Origin of the sequence: Psychrobacter piscatorii, assembly GCF_001444505.1 — a bacterium.
In the GTDB taxonomy this organism is placed as follows: Bacteria; Pseudomonadota; Gammaproteobacteria; order Pseudomonadales; family Moraxellaceae; genus Psychrobacter; species Psychrobacter piscatorii_B.
Genome location: NZ_LNDJ01000107.1, coordinates 41,676 through 63,042, shown reverse-complemented (window position 1 = coordinate 63,042; position 21,367 = coordinate 41,676). Strand labels below are relative to the sequence as shown.

Below are 21,367 nucleotides of genomic sequence, written 5' to 3'. Positions count from 1 at the left end.
AGGGATTTGTCAAATCGTAGTAAAGGCGCTAAAATACGTTTTATTTTCGACTATTCTATTTAGCCAAAAGCCAAATCAATAACAGGTAGACATCACTATGACCTTTGTCGTTACAGATAACTGCATTCTTTGCAAATACACCGACTGTGTAGAAGTCTGTCCTGTGGACTGCTTTTATGAAGGCCCAAACTTCCTTGTCATTGATCCTGATGAGTGTATCGACTGCGCACTATGTGAGCCTGAATGTCCAGCCAATGCCATCTTCTCAGAAGACGAAGTGCCAAAAGGACAAGAGATGTTCACTCAGCTAAATGAAGAGCTGGCACAAAAATGGCCAAACATCACAGAGATGAAAGAGCAGATGCCAGAAGCCGCCAAATGGGACGGCGTCGAGGGTAAGATTCAGTATTTAGAGAAGTAGGCAGCCTGATCGCACTTTGACGCATTAATAAAAAACCACCGAGCGGCAACTGCTGTTCGGTGGTTTTTTGTTTTAAACTTTATTTTTAATAGTGCTACTACGGTATCAGCCGATTAAGGTAATATTCGACAAGGCGAGCCATTAGGGATATCGCACTCGATACGAGCATTGGATGGTGATTTTGCAACAGCAATGATAGGCTGCGCGGTGTCGGTAGTCCAGCCCGTTGCATCAGTGATACTGAGACAGGCACTAGGTGTCGGTGCGGTGGCGACAGTGTTGTCGTCTTGGTCGTTGAGCAGATAATAGATATGGTTGCTATAGGACTTCGCCTCAGACATACATGCGCCCTGCTGCGCCTTAGCGATATGCTGGTTATAACTGGGAATTGCAATCGCTGCCAAGATACCGATGATAGCAACGGCGATCATTAGCTCTATCAAGGTATAGCCAGATTGTGCGCTGCCGGATTGTGTCAGGTGACGATTTGCGACAGTATTATGTTGATACTTCATAACATTATTATCAATTAATGTGATAATTGCTATGGTGCAGAGAGTGTGCCAGTTAAGATTAAGTATGTTTCAAACACGAAAAAGCCAAACTTAATGTTTGGCTTCCAATAAAAATAACGATTATTACTTACCCGTTTAAACTAACAAACTTAATTAGTTAGGGTGTAGGAGCTACAAGCTCACAGTTACTGGTATTAGGATCACAAGAAGTGTTCTGAACTTTGTCAGCAGAACCACGTGTTTTTGGAGTGAAAATTAAAGCATCAGTACCTAAACTTGTAGAGTCTGCGGCTAAAGCTGTTGAAGTTGCGGTTGGAACTTCAGCACAAGCACCTGAGCCATCTAATACAAAAGTAGACTCGATCTTACCTGAAGAAGCAATTTCTGAAATAGCAGAGCCAACAATGCCTTTAGCTTCAGCTTGACAAGAAGTATTTGCGGATTTTTGCACATAATCTTGATATGCTGGAATAGCGATTGCAGCTAGGATACCGATGATCGCGATTACGATCATTAATTCAATAAGGGTAAAACCTTTTTGTGCAGTGTTCATAAGAACTCCTTTTTGGATAATAAGAAAATAACCTAGCTAGCTGTGAGCTACCAACTTACCTTCCGTTATATAGTGTATTTGCTTCTTATCCTAAATAAAGCATTTATCATGCCAATCTCTGCTATTTTCCAAATTTAAACCCATTTTTCATCGGAAAAATACTTTGGGTAGTCATTACTACTGTTTAAAATACATTAATACTCATACATTCTTATTCATGTTACTATTAGATTACTGAAAATTGTCAGCTTATGTATTTTTTAAAAAAGCGAATTTATCAGTACTGACATTTTTTGTCACATTGGAAATATCAGTACTGACTATTTCCATTCATCATCAGTACCACAAGTCGTGCCACGACATTTATAACCTCGATAGTCCAAGCTGATCTCGTCATCATTTTCCATTCGCTTGCTGGGTATAGGAGTCGCTGTGATAGTCCATTGAGACGTTAGCGGATTTGGATCGATTGCAACCGTATAGAGTGCATCATTTTGAGGATAATTACCTACAAGATCTGTCGTAACAACACTGTTATATTTACCTTGTGCCAATTTACGGCTTTCAATAGTACTAGCGATATTGTGCATCTCACTCATCATATCGGTGCGATGGCCGCGCTCTATGTAGCCTTGGTAGCTGGGATAAGCGATAGCGGCTAAGAGACCAATAATAGCAACTACTATTAATAGCTCTATTAGCGTAAAGCCATGATTGTTATTAGCGTTGGTGTTATCTATCACTGCTACCACTCTCCTTGGTTAGTGCCACAATCAGCAGCGGTGATCAGTACCTTATCACTGCTTTGACAGCGTACACCAGCACTCGTCATTAAGAAATAATCCGCATACTCAGTGATACCAGATTTTTTTGGTTCGGCTAACATCTTCCAACTTCTACCTGTGACATTATCGACACCTGCAGTTACTACTAAAGACTTAGTAGGAATCTTACCATCTACTAATGTGATTTTATAACTATAGTTGGCTGCTGTACTGCCCTCTGGCACATAGATAGTCGTGTTGCCGCTATCATATTCATAGACTGTTTTCTTTGTATTGTCGATTTTTTTGGGCTTAAAGCCCTTATAGGTAAGCGCTGATGCACGCCAGCGTTCAAGCTCTATTTGTAGTTGCTGCATTTTCGCTTGTGTATTGCGCTCAGCGTTGAGAACTATATACTCACGGTAACTTGGAATAGCAATAGCGGCTAATATACCGATGATAAATACGACAATCAGCATTTCTATTAAAGTAAAGCCTTGATTTAATCCTCTATTTCTTAAACCGTCAGTAGGCAATTTAGATATATCATGCATAGCTATCTCCTCTCCTAGTCTGGAGATTTTTCATACCAACGCTGAGGATATAATTTATAACCACTCATATTGCCGAAAATACCTCCTGTGCCCATACCGCCTACTTTTGATGGAGTACCACTACCATCAGAGCTATGAGGTAGCACGTTAGGATCAGAAGAGTTAGGAGGATTGGGCTGTCTAGCACCATACCCTGTACGGTTATCAGAAACCACTTGCTCAGCGAAAGTCTGATTCCCTATTAGTACTTGGACATTGGTGAAGTCTTTGCTAAAAGCGCCTAACGCCAACTCTTGTATACCTTTTCCTGCTCGTACAAAGCCACCTGTACCGTTACTTGAACTATCAGCTTCACATATTCCCCAAGGTAAACAGTATAATTGACGTTCTGATCCACCGACTACTTGTGCAGAGCAAGTGTTAATCGTCGTATCATACTGCATCTCAGGGCTATATGCTGTCATATAGTACACACCACCTAAGGCTAAGCCCTTGCCCATGCTCTTAACATGCTTAATATTAGAGTAACCATCAAAATAGGTTAGTGGGTAACTCCAACCTGAAAACACGCCATTCTTCATCGCTGTTAATACACCCGACTTAGTCTTCGCTATTGCTGGAGTAACACCTGCAGGTGTAGTCACCTTATCAAAAGGTAGAGACGCTAGCTTATCAAGTGTCAATTCGTTATTTACGAGTGGAAAATCATTATCATCTGAATCCTTGCCATATAAATTACTATTAACCAAATCTCTATCTATAATGCCAAATAAACGATTGGCTTCTGATAAATCTTTACGGTGACGTGATAAAGGACTGCTGCGATCACCTGAAGCAATATTAACTACCGCAATTCTTCTACCACTAGATTCTTCATCTTCAAAAAAGCTCACTGATGGCTGAGCATAAAATCGATATTGTAAGCCTTTGCCAACTAGTGTCTTAGATAAATTATCACTACTGCTGTCACCGCTTGTATTAAGCACTCGGCTCACTCGGCGTACGAAAGTATTGATACCGGGTGTTGAACTAATACTGCTACCATTTTGCAAGTCTACTCGATAAAGCTGTCCACCTAGATCACCAAAGTACAGATGATCGATAAAGCCATCATTGTCACGATCTAGCGTGGTAATCTCACTTACGACACTGTGGTTCATCGTTGATACACTAACATTTTTGCCACCCGCATTATCGCCTGAAACAGAAAGAATGAGCTCGCCTGTTATGGCATCTGCAATATAAACTGCGTTACCTTGCGCACTGGCAATATTACAGTTGGGCAAGTTATTCGTGGAGAAGTTCAGCTTAAATGTTGGATCTTCATAGCATTTATCATATCCACCACCGAATATAATCACATCCTTGGTTGCATTCGCTCCGGTGCCTACTTTGATCTTTCCTACTACAGGCTTAGACATAACCATGCCTAACCGACCATACCCTGCAGTGCCAGCATTAAGAGTAAATAATTTTTGCGGTTCATTAATTTTACTAACATCTAATCCATATAGACCCACGCCACCTTTACTTAAGCCACCATATACTCTCATGGTATTTGCGTTTACGCTCCCGCTACCATCCGTATTGAATTTATAATCATATCTACCAGATGCGATCCATGGAGCGTCAACGCCAAAGACAGGTGGATTGTCTATTGTAATATTAGTACTTACTGTCTCCTCTTTTAATGCTCTTAGCGTAGCCTGACTGGTCATAAATTGTTTAGGAATGAAGGCGAAGCTTTCTTCTCCTGTATCAGATTTTGCAATATGCAGTGCTCCTTCCATAGAGCCAAACATAATGTAGTCATCTCGATCACTTTCATTACTTGAAATTTGGCCTGCATCCGCATCTATCGTTTTAGGGTCTGAATCCGTATTTTTGCTAGGAGAGTTAATCTTACCGCCATAACTGACAAGCGTAGGCTCTGAGTGTAATACACCACCCAAGACTTTAACCTCACCACTTGGCGTAGTTATAAGATTTTCAAGCTCAGCTTCTTGATTACTGGCCTCGTTTATTTTCTTAATCAAAGCCGCATCTACATTAATGTTATAGCCTAGAAAGCTTAACAAATATAGCTTTTGTTCAGCGCCATATGTGCTGTCTAAGTCTTTAAACCCAACTAACTTACCATTTAATACCGCTATTTTTCTCAGACCACTACCACTTTCTACATATACAGAACGAGTTGAGTTACTGGCCTCCGTAGGCGATTTAAGACGAGCATAAAACCCGCCTGCAGTTATTCGGTCATTGGCATTGACTGTATTACCATCCTTGTCAACTGCCTGATAGTTTTTAGTACTCCACAAGTCGCGGACATTAGGATTCAAATCGGCAGGAAACTTCTTGCCAGTCGTATCTATTTTGCCGTCTTTATCCATACTGACATACAATCGTGTATTTACGTTATTCCCTATAGTAGATTTTCCGTACAGAGTTCCTTGATTGACTTCATACTTCTTAAGATTGCCCGGCCACACCAATAGACTGCTATTTACTTTTGGTTCTAACATAGGTAGATAAGCATAAGGCTGTATATTTTGAGCGCTTAATGGATCTTGAGGTATAGTAATCGTTCCAGAAGGGATACTGGCTATATCGTTGTCAAGTTTAGTCACAAAAGATAGAACACTATTTATGATATCCTTAGAGTCTTTCGCATAATAAAAACCACCCTCGCCAAAGCCCCCTATTTTTTCATTGACACCCTCAAAACCTGTGAACCCTGTCTTATCATCATTCGATTCCATGCCTAAGTTGCATGAATTTTTTGCGTCCTTGTCCGTCAAAAGATCACAGCGATAGTATTTTTTTTCATAAGGCGTACCATCAGACAGTACAGATTGTATGGTTCGATAGTTATTCGAGTTATTAAAAGCATCAAAGCTACTACCAAAACCTACCATAGCGGTTTTGATGCCCTTATCTCCTAAAGCTTTAGCATATTCACCGATGCAATCCCATCGTGCTTGATCTCCAGAGGCAGTACCTGTATTGTCCATTGAGCTAATACTACATTGAAAGCTATTATTATTTAATGATGGACGCATCATAGTCTGGGTATAAGAAGCGCCATTATTCGGCTGCCCATCAGTCAGCATATATATACCTGTACCTGCACACTGTGAGCTTTCAGGTTTTATATAGTTATCACTGTTGCGAATAACACCGTCGACCTCAGTATTATAAAAACCACTATGGGTCGCACCACCAACATTGGTATTATTACCTAAAACATAGCCACCTGCCTCTGCCAAAGCCTTTGCAATGGGTGTACCTCCGTAGGGGTCCAAACCAGCAACATATTCGCGCAGTTTATTCTTTTGAGCCTTTGTCAAAGGTTTGGCAGCAACGCCAATTTTTCCGTATGTTCCACCATTATATCCATAAGCACCTGCCCCGATACTTATCGTCTCGTCCATTTTGGGATTACGTAACAGTTTAAATACAGCTGCCTTTAGAGCACTTATTCTATCTAAACGCCAGTTGGTTGGCATATCGCCTGCGGCAATTTCAGCAGCAGTACGAGTATCTTGAACACTGCTATCTATACAATAAGTAATATCATAACTATATCCATCATCTGAATATGTCTGGCTGATAAAGTTGTCCTTAAATCCTGAAGGGTAACCGTCACCGATTCCGCCATTAGGAGGGTTAATAGCTTTATTGACAGTATCTATATCAGAGTTACTGTAATAACAGGGTTGATTGTCTTTGCCTTTTAAAGTGGTTGTTTGATATTGATATGTTGTTCTGATCGATTCAGTAACAATATATGTTCTCAACTCCCAACCATTTCTTTTACAGTCCCCATTTCCTTTTCTGTCAACACAAACCCAAACTTCCTTTTCAATTTCTTTATTTTCTGTTATAGAATAAGGGGCTTTCTTGTAGTCTGCACTACCGTAGTCGATCCATAGACTATCTATTCGTCCATAGTTATTTCTATAGAAATTGCCCATACTGCCTGATTTATCCAACATCAGCATGATCGTAGGCTTGGTCTCGCCTACAGGTGGCTGATAAATGGACAAATCACCTAATGTACTGTACCTTGCAACACCTTGCGCATTGTAGCTAACTGCTGCTTGTGTATGGGTGGTAACAAATCCAATTGCAGACAATGCCAGTACCAATGGTGAGACTTTAAATGTCATCCAAGGAGTATACGTTGGTACTGATAGTGATCTTGAATTTTTCATATAGTACTCCTTGAGATATATATTAAAGCCGTGTCGCGCAGATTCGTTCCAGTCAATATTTTCATTGAGGAACTCCAGAAGCAGAAATATTTAATAGCTTTTGGCATTCTTTACTGATTTTATTACTTGAATCCCCTTTCCCGTAGTCTAAGCACTTCTCGGGCGTGAGCAGGTTTTCTAGCTTGACATCTTCTACCAATGTTTTTGCAGGTATACCTTTACTGGCTAAACACTGTGTTAAGGTTTGGTCATAGTATTTCATAACATCGTTATTATCTTTATCTTTCTCGGTATAGCCATAATCAGCAGCGTTTTGATTGGGTTTTTTTAGACAATCTAAGATTTCTTGTTCACTTGCTTGGGTCATCCCAGGTAAAAACGAGGTACTAAACAACCGAAAGTTTGGTGAACTACTAGTAACATTGGCTGTGGTAATCGAACGCTGTGTCGGTACATACTCAAAGGGTTCTGAGGCCAGCATACTACTACTAGGCCTAGTGACAGCTACTTGCGTCATCACATTATTACGAGCATTACTAAAGTCTTCAGCGTTATTTACTCGACAAAATCCACCTGAACTTGTAGCACCTGTAACCAGCTTACTACCGCCACTAGGGTCTATCACCGTAGCTTCATTCATTTGAAAAAAATAAGAACCACGCGGGCGATAACAAAATACTATTTGATCATCTCTATTTTCTTCTGCTCCGACATTCATAAAATAACCAAACATACCTGCCGAACTAAGAGCAATATTTTTCTGTAAGGCCGCACTTTGGTCAGACTTATCTACATTGATAACTTGTTCAATATTTTTGTTTGTATTATCCGCAGTATTGAGCAATAAGGTGTCTGCTTGTTCGGTTGTGGTAAGCCGTAAATCCGTAGTACTGTTTTTTACTGCGATAGCGCCTGCCAGAGTAATCAATATTAAAAATAGTAAAACCACAATCAAGGCAACACCTTGCTGACCACTGGGCACAGATGAAAGCTTTCTCATGGATTCCCACCTTGTTTTAAAAGTTTAGTCTGGCATTTCGTAAAGCGATTTCATTTTGGAAAGCAAAACGTAAGTATTTTTTCTCTACATCCGTTGCATCAGCCTTCAGTTTTATATTTTTTCCAAGAACTGAAAACTCATTATTTAATTCCGACGTTTGCACCACATTATTAGAGCGTATGACTCCACCAATTTTTACTGATATTATTTCAGGCTTACTTAGTGAATCTTTATATTGCTTGACTGTATAGTAACGAATGTTGCCACCATCTCTGGTACCTAATAAGACATCAAAATAGTCCATTTGCTCAACAATCGCTATACCTTTATCACCAAAGTCTTTTATAACGTTTTTGTCTGAAAATACAGTAGATGGACTACTGGTTTGACCCTGCTCCGAGTATTTGTCCATATCTTCAGTAATATACTTACCCGCGTCACAATATAAAGAGAGTTGATTTGGTTTAGATGCATCTTGAGCATGTAGATAGTAACGCTCTATGACTATTTGGCCATCGATAATTTTTTTGATCTTATTAATATTTACTTCACGGGGTCCCAATGCCAAGTTACCTTCACAATCGTACATATTTTGAGGTGCCCTAAACTGAATAGTCAGCTGTCCGCTAGGCGTGTTGGTAGCTGTCTTCGCTGACCACTGATTACCTGTACCAACAGCTGTCACATCACCCGTATTAGTCAATAGAGCAAGAGGAACATCTGCGTTTCCACTCAACTTTATTCCTTTTAGATTACCCGTTTGAGTTAAAACTATACCTGAGCCTTCACTAGTATCATTCACTGTTCCCGCTAAACCTAAGTTTGCTAGTCGGATGTGTTCTTCTATAACTGGTATACCAAAGACATTGGAATCAATGATACTTGATCCTGCCTCTTGTAATGTAGCAGATCTAACGTTTGCAAGGTAGATTTGCATAACTGCTGCTGATATTAATAACCCTAAAACTAGAGAAATCATAAGCTCTACTAAAGTAAAACCAGATTGTCTCTTTGCTAAAATACTTATCGACTGTGTTGATGTATCTAAAGGCAATATTGACATCAGTAAGCCTCCATAATAAAACATGAGGCTGCAGGCTTATAGCTACCACTCGCATCAGTACATGAAGCATCCTGATTTGACATCGTTGGCTTAGTCTGATTCCAGCTTGCGATAATACATTGACGTTCATTGATACCACTCGTGTTTGGACAAACTTCTATATTTAGAGCGATATCTTTTGAGCAAGCTGATTTCACAATAGTACTAACATTGTATTTAACTGTTTCCTCTGATGTGCAATTTGCTGTATTACAGTTTTTGGCTGAAGTAGCATAATCATTAGCTTTAATACAATAAGAACTAATAATACTTTCATCGCTATAGGTACTACTCTTATAAATATCGTTTACCTGTTTTCTATAAAGTGGGCTACTATCAGGCAAGATGCGCATACTCTCTGACAAAGTCTTTATCGCAGATATTGATTGAGTGCGCATGAGACTCTCATCCGTTGCTTTCACAGCACCTAATTGCATAGCACTAAACCCTAAGACGGCCACAGCTAATAGCAATAATGCAACGATAACTTCTACTAAACCTACGCCTCGTTGAAAAGTGAAAGTATTCATGTACAGACTCCTCCCACTTTAATGACTATACTACCTATATTGTTAACCTCGATTTGCCGAGGACTAGCTGCATTTTTATTATCACAAATATTATACATAGTAGCATCAGCAGTTTTATTAGGTCTAAATTGACTGCTAGTAGTGGCTGATTTTATACTTATTTTTGCATCATACTTATAACTTGCTATCGTAGTGGCTGATTTATTTGGTACTATATTTTGGATATTAATAACTTTAGTATTATCGTTATATACTAAAGTTAAAGGCTGACGAAGGATACGGCTTTCTATTTTAGCTTCTTTTAATGCATTAGCTAAAATCGCAGTTGTCGACTTAACACGCTGATTAGCAAGCTGTGTGCTAATATTTGGTGCAGCAATACTCACAATGATGGCCAATACAGCAATCGTTACCATCAGCTCAATCAAGGTAAAACCTGAATTGGCTGTTCTTAGCGAGGTCGGTAGACTATTCATAGATGCATTCACATCAAATCCCTATTTAGCACTGCTAATGTCTGTCTCTGATCAGTTTTTGTTTTAAAATAACTAAAATCTGGTGTCAGTTTTGCTAATAGTTTTATAGTTAGCTTAACTAATAATATGCAATTTTTGTTCCACAACATTCTGTTCATATTATATACGGATGAACAATAATACATACTTGATAGACCAGTAAATATATATGTATTTAATAATATAGCGTTACGATGATACATAAGCAATATATTAATAATTTCAATTAGATAGATGATTTTTAGGACTGACTGCCATGAGCTAACGCATAGGCAGAAATATGATAATTGTTATGGCTTTGAGCGTTTATGGTCACTGTTTGCTCAGATGAGATGAATGCACGTGCCAATGCTTGCAAGCTTGCACCTGTCGTAGAGACATCATCGAACAATAGTAAGCGTTTTACCGGAGGTTTTTCGGTTAGAGCAAAAGCGTTATCTAAATTGCTTAGACGTTCAGCGCGTGTGAGCCCTTGCTGACTGACCGTATCATCAATGCGCTCCACACCGGGCCATAAAGGAATTTGCCAATGCTTTGACAACTGTGCTGATAAAATACTGACAGGATCAAACCCTCGCTTCACTAGCCGCTGATTGGTCGTTGGCATGGCAACAATCACGCTATTATTACGGTGACAGCCATGTGGCCGTGGTAGCTGGCGTAATGCATGTAACAACAAGGGCAATTTTGTCATGTCTTCATGATGCTTAAACGCCCGAATCGCTTGACGGATTGGATATTCATAATAGGTGGATACTTGGATAGATAAGGATCTATCAGCAGCAACGTCAACATCAAAAGGCTGTGGCAGCCATGCGATACTATTATGGCAATAAGTGCAGAGTAGACCTCTATTTAAGCGGTGATTGATTTGATGAAAAATATGAGCGAACGAGGATGGATTGCTTGAAAGGGAAAACTCAGAATGTTCGCTCGATGCGTCATTACTATTAGCCTGTGATTGCTGCATCAATAGCTGAGACTGTGGTGTACTGCGATAAATACGGCATAGCTGGCAGCGTACATTTAAATACTCTGCCAGCCACAGTCCAGTTTGATAAGGCACTAAGCGGTGCATAGACTATTGATTATCATAAATATGGTAAGACTCGCTTATATTAGAGGCCTTTCCAGTCATTCAGCACGATACCGAAACCAATAGAGGTATTCTCATGATTATAATCAACAATGGACTCGCCATAACCTTGGAATAGCTGCACCATACCATTGACGTTTTCTGACAATGGATAGATATAGTCGATTTGGGCAGCGCCTTTATTGGTGCTTGGATTGTAGCGCAAGGTACCGCTAATGCTCTGCTCAGCAGGCAAATCATATAAAAACTTGATATCGCCATAACCCATGTAATCTTCGATATCTGGGTTGTCATCGTCGCTACTGCTATCACCATTCACTCGAGCCCATAGACGCGGTATGACTGACAGCTTACCCCACTCGGCCCCTGCCATTAAATAAGCACGGTTCCACGAACGTGATAATGGATCATCCTGTCCATTAGAATGGTGCACAGCGCCCGCACCTAACATGCGTAAACGTCCACCGAAAGGTAGATCTGCCGTCACAGGCTGAGTCAAAAATATCTCAGGCTGATAGTCGGTAGCACGAAATGGTCGTGAATTGTCTTCGTTATACACCTGCCAATGTGACTCTTGGGTATAACCAAACCACAGATCAGCGCTGGTATCGAATAGATCCTCTGCGACTTTACTCTTTAAAGACAACTGGAATTTTAGCTCTGTCTCACGTATGTCATTAGAGTCAAAAGGTTCAATTTCTTGAGAAGGGGTGCTTGGGCTTAAATTAGGATCAAAAGTATAAAATAATGGCAGCAGATAAGTCGGACGGTATGGTCTTACCGTCCAAGTACCGCGCTCACTGTTTTGATCGAGATCATATGCCAAACTGAGTGGTGTGTATTTTTCAATATCTGCTTGAGTGACACCCACATTTTCTAGAACTTGAGCCTCTTGCTGATTGTCTGTGACCGTATCCAAGCCATTAGTAGTAGATTGTTGATTAGCAGTTGCGCTCTCATCACTGAAAGTACTGGTCGAGTTCTCTTCCACAAAAACGACTTGTGGATTACCCGAAATGGTCGTCTTGAATGTTTTTGCCAAATCAACTGGTTGTTTGGTCGTGGTGTAGCTTGGTGTTTTACCTTGTTCAGCTACCTTATCAAAACAAGCCAAACGAGCGGCACTGCTCTGCACTTGCGTACATTCAGAAAACAGCTTCGCTTGTTGCGCAATAAATTCTTTGCTGATTACTTTACCGCTCTGTGTGGTTACGCTCTGCGGCATCTCAACGGTTTCATATTCAAACGCCGCTTCTGGTACTGGCAGTTCGTTATAAGTTTGACTATTGTCAGCTGCTTGTACTTGTACCGCTGTACAACTCAACGCAATAGCGACTGCGATACTCAAATGAGTATGTAATGTGCGACTACTGGCGTTACGACTGATTACATGAGTACGTTGTAATTGACGCTGAGTGGTGATGTGGGCAAACATAAATGTCCTTTATCTAACCAGCATTATCGCCAGCAGAGTATGTGAGTTAATTAATATAACTGTTAGCGTCGCCGCTAAAAAACTAGAAAAAATGAGAACATCAGAAGCAGTTATGACAAACTGATATACCCCTTCAGTATTGTTACTTTATTGTAATGAAAATATAATCACTATACTAGCGTTATCGATATATTAAATCTGCTTAAAAAGACATATTGCGTGTAAAACCAAACATTTAGAAGATATTATAAACGTAATTTTATGGCATGAAAAAAGCCAGCGTACCATTATTGGCATACGCTGGCTTTTTTTCATTATTAAGCCTTAGCAAAAGAATTACTCAGGTTATTAAGTACGGGTTGTGAGCCATCAGTTATTTAGCGTCGTTAAGGTTTGCTCAAACTCCACGCGACCGATTTCGCCCACTTGTTGATTAACCAATTGACCACCTTGATAATAAAGTAATGCTGGCGGGCCAAACAGCTTGTAGCGTGACAAAACGGCTTTGGAGTCTTCTGTAGTATCCGTGATATCAAGTCTCACCAACTGCCAGTCTTGCATTTGTGCAGGGCGATTATGAAATAAGTTTTTATCCATGATACGGCACTCAACACACCAATCTGCTGTCAAATCGACAAGGACATTAGGATTTGCCGCAACAATCGTATCTAGCTCTGCAAGCGTGGTGATCGTTTTATCTGTCGCCGCACTATCGTTGCCCATCGGCTGACCAGTCGTTGACTGAAGCATCGTCGGCGCAGCGCTTAGCGAGGCTAATGGATGCAGGCTATCATCACTCCCTAATGCCGCGCCCACGATCAAACAAGCAGCCCAGATACCAGCAATCAGACTCATGGCTTGGGTTAACATGCGTCTTTTGCCAATCCAGCTCCACGCCCATGTCGCCACCACCATAAACCATAATGCCCATACCATAAGCATCACTGGCGATATAAACACGCGCTCAATTAATAGCAATGCTACCGCGAATAATAGTAGCGCAAAGCCTTGCTTGACCCAGTTCATCCATTCTCCTGCTTTTGGCATGATTTTGCCCTGAGTAGCACCAATTAAAATAAGCGGTGCTGACAAACCAAAACCTAGCATGAATAAGGCGGCGAAACCCAATAGCGGACTACCAATGGTAGAGACTGCCAGTAGCGCGCCGAATAATGGCGCAGAGACGCAAGGAGATACGACTAATGCAGATAAAAATCCAGCAATCAAACTACCACCTGTGCTACCAAGCTTGCTATCGCCTGCTTGGCTAAGCCCTTGCATTTTTCGGCTGAGTGCTTGCGGTAAACGTACAGTAAAAGCATCCAGCATGTATAGCGCTAACAAGACAAAAACAATCGCAAAGCTAATCAAAATAATAGGATTTTGCAACCAGCCAATAATACCTAATGACTCGCCAAATACCGCAATCACAGCGCCCAAAACACCATAGGCAGTCGCCACACCAATTGCGTAACTGGTGGTTAGAATGACGCCGCGTTTGACCGTTGGGTTTTGCTCGCGGGCGACAATATTGGCAACGATGGGCAGCATCGGTAGGACACACGGCGTCAAGGCCAAACCTAGACCTGCTAAGAATAGCAGCACCAATGCGAGCCAAGGATGAGACGCCAAACCAAAGGGATCACCATCAACAAGGTTGCTAGCATTTACATTCTCGCTATTGGTCGCGTCACTTGATACATTGGCGTTTGCTCTAGGAATCGTGGTCGTTGCAGTGCTACCATCTAAAGAGTCGTACTCCAAGGTACTATCATCGATTAGATCATAATCAATAACCTCATCATCCATCAGCGCTTGTTCTGCTTGCGCCGTGGTGCTACTGGTTGTTATAGATGTCGTCTCAGTATTCCCAGCAGATATCGTCGCATCAGTCAGATTGTCGCTCGCGGCCGTCTCGCCAACAGACGCACGTTCTGCCTCAGTGTTGGCATTACTTGTCGCGCTCTGTGAAGATGCTGCTGTGATATTGATTGTAGTTTTGATTTTTTCAGGGGGATAGCACAATCCCGCTTTGGCGCAACCTTGCCAGCCAATGACAATCGCTGCATCATCGATGCTTTTGCCGTTGTTGCTGGTCAATGTGGTAGTTGCGACCATATTGGCTTGATCAAACACCAATACTTTACCAAATGTCGGATCGTCGATTGAATATGGCTTTTGGTTAAAGGTAAAAGGTGCCGCTGTCACGCCCGCAGGTAGCGTCAGTTTGATTTGATTCTTATAGACATAATGCTCAGGCGTGATATCAAAATTAATAGATAGACGCGTACCTGATTTGGTAGAGGCACTACTGCTACTCACCTGAAAGGCTTCATCTACTGGCAAAAATTTCGATTGCGCTGTATTTTGACTGTTGCCAAATAGATCACCCAACCCTGCCGCTTGCGCCGTCGTTGACGTCGCTAACAATCCTGTCAATAGCGAGCTGCTAGCAATCGCACATGCTAAGACATACGATTTTTTTGCATGTGTATTTGCAGTCAATGATGGGGATTGTTGTGATGTCTTCATGAGCATGAATAGCTACCTGTTATTACCAATATTTGAATCAACATTCTCAATATTTATCTACGTGTCGCAGCAATATTTACCTTAGTTTTGATCTTTTCGGGTGGGTAGCATAGCCCAGCTTTTGCACAGCCTTGCCAACCAATGATAATCGGGGCATTTTTTGCCCCTTTACCATTATTGGTCGTCAGCATCGTGGTGGCAACAACACTCCTTTGCGTAAATACAGGAACTTTACCAAAGGTTGGATCATCAATGGACACTGGTGCCTGATTAAAGGTAAATGGTGTCGCATTTATTCCTTTTGGAAAGCTTAACGCGAGCTGGTCTTTATAGACATAATGTCCTGGCGTGATATCAAACGTGATGGATAAACGCGTGCCCTTAGAGGTCGCTTTGGTGCTGCTAGTCACTTGGAAAGCTTCATCCACTGGTAAAAATTTTGATTGGGATGCGCTACTAGTATTAAATAAGTCGTTCAAGCCTGCCGCCTGTGCGCTGATTGATGTCATTGATAAAGCTGTCATCAACGAGGTGGTTGCAACAGTAAACGCAAGCACATGGAACTTAGTAGCGCGTTTATTGATAGCGACTGATTGTAGTGTTGCTATTTTTATTGACATAAGTTATTACCTTTGATGTTAGCTTCCAGTGACTGGCAGTACGGACATACACCTACTGATAAAACTATTGACCCTCAATACAAGGTTCATATCAGATGGTATTTATTTTACGTATCGATAAAAAATATCAACCAATAAAAAGATACTGGTTGATATTGATAGGTCGTTAATTGCACGATAGTAAGTGCGTTTAACGATATTTTATTGGTATAGATTTTTTAGATGCAGACAAAGCTAAATTTTATAGCTGAGCATAAAGATCCGCATCCTGACCTTCACCACCTTGCTGTCCATCTGCACCTAAAGAAAACAAGTCATAAGCTCGCCCTTCACTACCTGGCGACACATATTGCAATTCATTCTCCCAACCATCAGTAGGATAGCCACCTTTTATATAGCCGCCTTCAGGATAGTTTTTGGCGTCACTTGGCGGTGTGGTAAGCGCCTCTAGTCCTTGCGCTGTCGTCGGATAGCGTGAATTGTCGACTTTATACATGTCTAACGCGTTGGAGACGGTAGCGAGCGCGGTTTCAGTGGTTTTGACACGCGCTTTGTCACTTTGCCCGACTACTTTTGGGACGACCAAGCCTGCAAGAATAGCCAAGATAACGATAACGACCATAATCTCAATAAGCGTAAATCCCGATTGTCTAGACTTACCTATCAAGCTGCGATGTGTCATTGAATGGACTCTCTGACGGTCATTTACAATACCACCATGGGCTTGAATATTATTATTGTCATCTTTGGTATTGGCACTTTTTGGGCTAATATTTACTTGAAGGGTGTCAGTCATAGTCATTGCTTTGGTCATCACAGTTATGTAAATAGTAAAAGTGGCGTTCTAGTAGCACTCATGCGTCTATGGGCTTATCAATCAAACCCTAAATTATTGTCACTATAAACCATGGTTTTATTTTTATCCAGCGCTGTGCTCAGATTGTCATTACAGTCAATACCAAGTAACCATCAGCAACAAGTAATCAGCAGCAACAAGTAATCAGCAGCAAGTAGCCGTCACCAAATAATCATCGATATTTATCACTATCGTTTTCACCCGCTTTCACTATAACGTGGTGCTTAGGTTTACCATAGCAAAAATTTTGTTTGGTCAACAATATACAACAGTAAGCAAATCTTAAGAAAGCTAACGTAGGGTTTAGCAAGATAGGTAATTAAGAGAGGATAAAAATGCAGATAGTTGATAATTTGAGAAGAGCATATCGGCTGTTTTTCAGCTAGTCAGTTAACTATTGACTAGCCTGCCAAGTCATTCATATTAACGATTGGTAGCATCACTGCCATCACGATAATCATCACCACCACGCCCATCAAAACCAACATCAAAGGCTCAAGCAATGATAGTAAGGTACTGATAAAATTGGTGGCCTCCGCCTCCTGCATTGTGGCGGCCCGACTGAGCATACTTTCAAGCTCGCCTGAATTCTCACCGCTTTTGATCATTTGTACCATCATGGGCGGAAAGTAAGTAGATTTTTCGAGTTGGCTGGATAAACTTGAGCCTTCTGTGACCCTATCAGCAGCAGTCACTATCGTTTGCTTGATGTGCAAATTGGTCGTCACTGCCGCACCAATATGTAGCGCCTCAATCAACGGCACCCCTGAACGCACCAAAATCGCAAGCGTACTAGCAAAACGCGCCGCATTCAATCCCTTAGACAATCTGGCTAATATCGGTAGCCTGAGCACCATACTATCTATTGCCAATTTCCCAGCCTGCGTTTGGGCAAAACGATAAAACAAAAACGCAGTACCTGCCGATACCAGCAGCATTAACCACCACCACTGCGTAATGATATTTGATAACGTCAGAACGACTTGAGTAATCAATGGCAAGGCCTGTTCGGACTGCTCAAAGACTTTGACAATTTTGGGCACCACAAAACTCATCAGCCCCATGATCACGCCAATTGCCATGACCATCAGTACAATCGGATAGACCATCGCCCCTTGGATTTTCTTTTGAAGGGCAAAGCGGTTTTCAGTGTAGTCGGCTAGCTGATTAAGGATTAAATCCAAGTGACCAGATTTTTCGCCTGCGGCAATCGTGGCAATATATAACGGTGGGAAGCTTGCGGCTTGTTGTAATGCTCGTGCTAAGCTTAAGCCTTCGAGGACATGTGAGCGTACCGCCAGCATCAGAGATTTGATATGCGTCTTTGGCGATTGTTTAGCGACAGCAGCCAAAGTTTCTTCAAGTGGAATACCAGCCGCTAGTAACACAGCTAACTGGCGTGTGAGTAATGCAAGCTCATAAGCAGATGGTTTTTTATAGCGGCTTTTGTTTTGGCTTTGTCTGTCATTGACCGCACTGACTTCGACTGGTGTCCACTGCTTATCACGCAGCTGCTGCCGAACTTGCCGAGCAGAATCCCCTTCTAGTAAGCCTTTTTGGACACTACCTTGGTCGTCAAGCGCTTTAAAATGATAAGCGGGCATAGCGGCAGATATCCTAAAAAAGTCACAGGTAGGGGTTTGGATGTATGGCTTAACAAAAAGGGTAATGTCTATAAAAACTATCTATAGTGAATTCAGTATAAAAACGATACAGTGGGACTGGGATAAATTTTTCGCAGCCTCTGTCTGCGTAGGCACAGCGCGCAAGGAAAATTTAGACCAGTTCCACCTTGATATATAATGTATCTGTTTTATTTAGGATTGACTATATCAAAGCGGCGTTGAGTCATTACTGTCAGGCATCAAGCCTTGTAATAATAAAACATCCAAATGCTGCTGCTGTAACTTTTTATCAAAATCATTGACCTCAGCAATCAGCATTCTCTCAATGCGTTTATCACTTGCAAACACACTCAAGCGCGCACAAATCACTGCCAATTGATAGACACGTTTTTTACAATACCCATCCAGACCTTGTAACAGCCTGACCATGTGCGGCGTCTCAAGACTAGCATAGTCATAATCAGCAACGACTTGCTGACCGAGCGCTGCCACACCATAACTGATAGATAAGTGCGCGCAGAAATAACAGCTGAATAAATACCCAACCACGTGACCGATATAATACCCCCGATCATAGGTAAAGCTGCTCACGCCAAAGTGACCTAGCACGTAGCTGTTGAGACTGCCTTGATCACGGATTGGCTTGCCATGTTTTAGCTTACCGACAGTGGCAAAACACAGCGGGTTGCGCCCATCCTGCGTGGTAAGCTGCCAACCTGCTGGCTGCTGAGCGGGCATATGATGCACGATATCTGCAATAATATCATCGACCACGTGCAGCTGCTGCCAAAGTCGTTCAAGCATTTCCGTATCCATCAAACCACGCTTATCAAGCTGTTGAGCAAGCAAATACTGCTGATATTCTGCAAATTGTGATTTGAGGGTTTGTACTAAATACGTGGGGCGCGTATTGGCAGATGCCATATATAGCAGTCGAGTGCGTTCGTGCTGGCTATGATAAAGAGCCACACGCTGCGCAGCCACGTTTGACTCATTGGCAGTAGGCTGTATGGTTGATGTATCGGTGTCAGGCTGTTCGCTAGCGCCTACTTCATCAATGCTCTCCTTGGTATCTGACAAAGTAAATAGCGTTAATAATGCCGCTTTATCAGGCATCTCAGCCGTATTAGCTAACACCGTTTTGCTAGCATGCACGTTATCTTGCCCATTAGCTTTATCAGATTTCTGTTCTTTTTTAGCAGTTGCAGTAGTACCTTGGTGGCTATTGGCTTCTGTACTTGGCTTTGCGGTCGGTTCAGTCATAACATACCATCAGCAGCAAAAATAAACATCGTCTCGATCCTTTTATGCAACGGATATACAGTCACATATCATGCGTCAAATATGAACGCTCACACCTCGACGACTCATTATTCCATAGTACCTGAACACAAGCGTATTGTCAGCCTTGCCTAGCCAAAATAGCGCCAGTTGACTGCCAAGTATTTTACCTAGGCAAATGCTAGATATATATCAATCAAAAAAAGCGCTAAGGATACCTTGGTCGCCTTAACGCTTTTAATAAATGAACACTGAGGACGTTAAAATAATAACTTATGCAAGCTTTTGTTGTTGATACTGTTGACGGTATGCTTTTGGTGAGACACCATAAACGCGTTTGAACGCCTGACTAAAAGTTGAATCTGACGCATAGCCCACCATATCACTGATACGGCTGATACTATTTTGCTGTAAGCGCAAATAACGTGCTGCCAAACGCAAGCGGTAATCAATCAAATAAGTGAGCGGCGGCATCCCTACCGTATCTTTAAAGCGCTGGGCAAAGCTCGAGCGCGACATACCTGCCACCTCTGCAAGCTTATGAATGGTCCAGCTTTGACTTGGCGCCTCATGCATCGCTGCAAGCGCCTTGGTCAAAAACGGATCTTTCATGGCCTTTAGCCAATTCTCAGTCGCCTCAGGTAAGCTTTCAATATAAACGCGCAAACATTCAATCATCATGATGCTTGCCCAGTGATTGATCACAGCCGTTTTGCCCATGCGTTCGCGCTCAGACTCCAAGGTCAAAAGCTTGATCTCCACATCAATTACCTCAAACCGACCATCAGCCGCATCATTGAGCTCAGGTAATATCGGTGGTAACACAGATAGTAGAGGGCTAATCATCTCTTTATCGTATTTACATTCAATCAAAATCAATGAGGAATTAGGATCGCCATTGCCATCAATCTCAAGCGTGCGATCTTGACAATTGGTCAGTAATTCATCGAGGGGTTCAGCCACGTCACCATGATGATTGAGTGCATAGCTTACGTGCTTATGCGCGTTCGGGATCATAATCATATCACCAGCACGAGCTTCGCGTAGGCCATTACCAACATCTATACAAAAACCACCAGACATCACCAAGTAAAATAAAATGGTGTCTTTTCTACTCATAGAATAAGACCAATTGCCAGCACCATTCAAACGATAATACTTGGTCTCAAATAGGTGCACATTCTGTAGCAATACGCTCAATGCGTCCATCAATCATTTCCTCAATAATACAGGGTCAATAACAACAAATCTTAAAAAGGCGGGTGTGTATCCAAAATGCTTTAAATTTTTTCGATCTAGCCAATACGATGTCTCAATCAGCAGGATGCATCAAGACCTAAGCATAATGCCCGATTTAAAACATGATGTCTATTTACTCATAAGCAGTACTAACCAATAGTAGAGCAGACACAGTCAGTTTAGGTTTTGAAGAAAAACCTATCGCAAAATCGATATGAATAAGAAGTCAGTGAATCGTTAAACAATCAAAAGTTCAGAAAGCTTTAACCGTTTAATATTATAGGATAATACAGAGAAATAGAAATCAAGCAGGCACAAAAAAACGCCAACAGTGGCGAGTGCTATTTATTCGATAAGGTTTAGTATAAAGATAGGATTTATATGCAGACAATGCAAAATAAAATGGGGCGACTGATGGGACTCGAACCCACGACAACCGAGATCACAACCCGGGGCTCTACCAACTGAGCTACAACCGCCATAACTACTGCCAAGAAGAAGGCAAGATTTGCAGG

Annotated in this window: 18 protein-coding genes and 1 tRNA gene; 1 reads left to right on the top strand and 18 read right to left on the bottom strand. The window is 41.7% G+C overall.

Going from position 1 to position 21,367, the window contains the following annotated elements:
• Positions 1 to 97 precede the first annotated feature (97 nt).
• Positions 98 to 421 (top strand): ferredoxin FdxA, encoded by a 324-nt coding sequence (fdxA, locus tag AS194_RS11730; RefSeq protein ID WP_011279554.1) that lies wholly within the window; start codon positions 98 to 100, stop codon positions 419 to 421.
• A 113-nt stretch (positions 422 to 534) separates the two neighbouring features.
• Here the strand turns inward: fdxA and AS194_RS14150 are convergent, their stop codons facing one another.
• The 18 genes from AS194_RS14150 to AS194_RS11640 all read right to left on the bottom strand — a co-directional run bounded on the left by AS194_RS14150 (position 535) and on the right by AS194_RS11640 (position 21,331).
• Positions 535 to 936, bottom strand: coding sequence for a prepilin-type N-terminal cleavage/methylation domain-containing protein (locus tag AS194_RS14150; RefSeq protein ID WP_058025670.1), 402 nt, complete (start codon positions 934 to 936; stop codon positions 535 to 537).
• Positions 937 to 1,093: 157 nt separating this feature from the next.
• Positions 1,094 to 1,489, bottom strand: coding sequence for a prepilin-type N-terminal cleavage/methylation domain-containing protein (locus tag AS194_RS14145; RefSeq protein ID WP_058025669.1), 396 nt, complete (start codon positions 1,487 to 1,489; stop codon positions 1,094 to 1,096).
• A gap of 320 nt (positions 1,490 to 1,809) precedes the next feature.
• Complete coding sequence (locus AS194_RS11715) at positions 1,810 to 2,232, bottom strand: type IV pilin protein (RefSeq protein WP_319822866.1); 423 nt, start codon at positions 2,230 to 2,232, stop codon at positions 1,810 to 1,812.
• A 2-nt stretch (positions 2,233 to 2,234) separates the two neighbouring features.
• Entirely contained in the window at positions 2,235 to 2,807 is a 573-nt protein-coding gene (locus AS194_RS14140; protein WP_058025668.1) for a type IV pilin protein, read from the bottom strand.
• A gap of 14 nt (positions 2,808 to 2,821) precedes the next feature.
• Positions 2,822 to 7,021, bottom strand: a complete 4,200-nt coding sequence (locus AS194_RS11705; RefSeq protein ID WP_058025667.1) for a PilC/PilY family type IV pilus protein — start codon at positions 7,019 to 7,021, stop codon at positions 2,822 to 2,824.
• A 61-nt stretch (positions 7,022 to 7,082) separates the two neighbouring features.
• Complete coding sequence (locus AS194_RS11700; RefSeq protein ID WP_058025666.1) at positions 7,083 to 8,021, bottom strand: hypothetical protein; 939 nt, start codon at positions 8,019 to 8,021, stop codon at positions 7,083 to 7,085.
• 16 nt (positions 8,022 to 8,037) lie between these two features.
• Positions 8,038 to 9,084, bottom strand: coding sequence for a PilW family protein (locus AS194_RS11695; RefSeq protein WP_058025665.1), 1,047 nt, complete (start codon positions 9,082 to 9,084; stop codon positions 8,038 to 8,040).
• Positions 9,084 to 9,653 carry a type IV pilus modification protein PilV gene (gene pilV / locus AS194_RS11690; RefSeq protein WP_058025664.1) on the bottom strand — a complete coding sequence of 190 codons (570 nt, stop codon included), beginning with the start codon at positions 9,651 to 9,653 and terminating at the stop codon, positions 9,084 to 9,086. The genes AS194_RS11695 and pilV overlap by 1 nt, the downstream gene beginning before the upstream one ends.
• On the bottom strand, positions 9,650 to 10,141 hold the full coding sequence (locus AS194_RS11685; protein ID WP_227511646.1) for a Tfp pilus assembly protein FimT/FimU: 492 nt from the start codon (positions 10,139 to 10,141) through the stop codon (positions 9,650 to 9,652). The genes pilV and AS194_RS11685 overlap by 4 nt, the downstream gene beginning before the upstream one ends.
• 268 nt (positions 10,142 to 10,409) lie before the next feature.
• Positions 10,410 to 11,246 (bottom strand): ComF family protein, encoded by an 837-nt coding sequence (locus AS194_RS11680; protein WP_058025662.1) that lies wholly within the window; start codon positions 11,244 to 11,246, stop codon positions 10,410 to 10,412.
• Between the two features lie 40 nt (positions 11,247 to 11,286).
• Positions 11,287 to 12,699 (bottom strand): phospholipase A, encoded by a 1,413-nt coding sequence (locus AS194_RS11675; protein ID WP_058025661.1) that lies wholly within the window; start codon positions 12,697 to 12,699, stop codon positions 11,287 to 11,289.
• 369 nt (positions 12,700 to 13,068) lie between these two features.
• The gene (dsbD, locus tag AS194_RS11670) at positions 13,069 to 15,237 is read right to left on the bottom strand and encodes a protein-disulfide reductase DsbD (RefSeq protein ID WP_058025660.1); all 2,169 of its coding nucleotides are present in this window, start codon (positions 15,235 to 15,237) and stop codon (positions 13,069 to 13,071) included.
• A 47-nt stretch (positions 15,238 to 15,284) separates the two neighbouring features.
• A complete protein-coding gene (locus tag AS194_RS11665; RefSeq protein ID WP_058025659.1) occupies positions 15,285 to 15,851 on the bottom strand; it encodes a protein-disulfide reductase DsbD domain-containing protein in 567 nt (188 codons plus the stop codon).
• Positions 15,852 to 16,092: 241 nt separating this feature from the next.
• Positions 16,093 to 16,533 (bottom strand): type II secretion system major pseudopilin GspG, encoded by a 441-nt coding sequence (gene gspG / locus AS194_RS11660; protein WP_058025683.1) that lies wholly within the window; start codon positions 16,531 to 16,533, stop codon positions 16,093 to 16,095.
• Positions 16,534 to 17,108: 575 nt separating this feature from the next.
• Complete coding sequence (gene gspF, locus AS194_RS11655; RefSeq protein WP_058025658.1) at positions 17,109 to 18,311, bottom strand: type II secretion system inner membrane protein GspF; 1,203 nt, start codon at positions 18,309 to 18,311, stop codon at positions 17,109 to 17,111.
• Positions 18,312 to 18,539: 228 nt separating this feature from the next.
• Positions 18,540 to 19,595: a hypothetical protein gene (locus AS194_RS11650; protein WP_058025657.1), complete on the bottom strand. Its 1,056-nt coding sequence runs from the start codon at positions 19,593 to 19,595 to the stop codon at positions 18,540 to 18,542.
• 291 nt (positions 19,596 to 19,886) lie between these two features.
• The gene (locus AS194_RS11645) at positions 19,887 to 20,822 is read right to left on the bottom strand and encodes an AraC family transcriptional regulator (RefSeq protein ID WP_058025656.1); all 936 of its coding nucleotides are present in this window, start codon (positions 20,820 to 20,822) and stop codon (positions 19,887 to 19,889) included.
• 433 nt (positions 20,823 to 21,255) lie between these two features.
• Positions 21,256 to 21,331, bottom strand: a tRNA-His gene (locus AS194_RS11640).
• Positions 21,332 to 21,367: the final 36 nt, after the last annotated feature.

What these genes read in the sequence shown, in the direction of transcription:
- AS194_RS14145 (WP_058025669.1), bottom strand. Translation starts at nt 1,489, where the DNA reads ATGAACACTGCACAAAAAGGTTTTACCCTTATTGAATTAATGATCGTA.
- AS194_RS11665 (WP_058025659.1), bottom strand. Translation starts at nt 15,851, where the DNA reads ATGTCAATAAAAATAGCAACACTACAATCAGTCGCTATCAATAAACGC.
- AS194_RS11680 (WP_058025662.1), bottom strand. Translation starts at nt 11,246, where the DNA reads ATGCACCGCTTAGTGCCTTATCAAACTGGACTGTGGCTGGCAGAGTAT.
- fdxA (WP_011279554.1), top strand. Translation starts at nt 98, where the DNA reads ATGACCTTTGTCGTTACAGATAACTGCATTCTTTGCAAATACACCGAC.
- AS194_RS11705 (WP_058025667.1), bottom strand. Translation starts at nt 7,021, where the DNA reads ATGAAAAATTCAAGATCACTATCAGTACCAACGTATACTCCTTGGATG.
- AS194_RS11695 (WP_058025665.1), bottom strand. Translation starts at nt 9,084, where the DNA reads ATGTCAATATTGCCTTTAGATACATCAACACAGTCGATAAGTATTTTA.
- dsbD (WP_058025660.1), bottom strand. Translation starts at nt 15,237, where the DNA reads ATGCTCATGAAGACATCACAACAATCCCCATCATTGACTGCAAATACA.
- gspG (WP_058025683.1), bottom strand. Translation starts at nt 16,533, where the DNA reads ATGACACATCGCAGCTTGATAGGTAAGTCTAGACAATCGGGATTTACG.
- AS194_RS11700 (WP_058025666.1), bottom strand. Translation starts at nt 8,021, where the DNA reads ATGAGAAAGCTTTCATCTGTGCCCAGTGGTCAGCAAGGTGTTGCCTTG.
- pilV (WP_058025664.1), bottom strand. Translation starts at nt 9,653, where the DNA reads ATGAATACTTTCACTTTTCAACGAGGCGTAGGTTTAGTAGAAGTTATC.
- AS194_RS14140 (WP_058025668.1), bottom strand. Translation starts at nt 2,807, where the DNA reads ATGCATGATATATCTAAATTGCCTACTGACGGTTTAAGAAATAGAGGA.
- AS194_RS11650 (WP_058025657.1), bottom strand. Translation starts at nt 19,595, where the DNA reads ATGACTGAACCGACCGCAAAGCCAAGTACAGAAGCCAATAGCCACCAA.
- AS194_RS11645 (WP_058025656.1), bottom strand. Translation starts at nt 20,822, where the DNA reads ATGGACGCATTGAGCGTATTGCTACAGAATGTGCACCTATTTGAGACC.
- AS194_RS14150 (WP_058025670.1), bottom strand. Translation starts at nt 936, where the DNA reads ATGAAGTATCAACATAATACTGTCGCAAATCGTCACCTGACACAATCC.
- AS194_RS11675 (WP_058025661.1), bottom strand. Translation starts at nt 12,699, where the DNA reads ATGTTTGCCCACATCACCACTCAGCGTCAATTACAACGTACTCATGTA.
- gspF (WP_058025658.1), bottom strand. Translation starts at nt 18,311, where the DNA reads ATGCCCGCTTATCATTTTAAAGCGCTTGACGACCAAGGTAGTGTCCAA.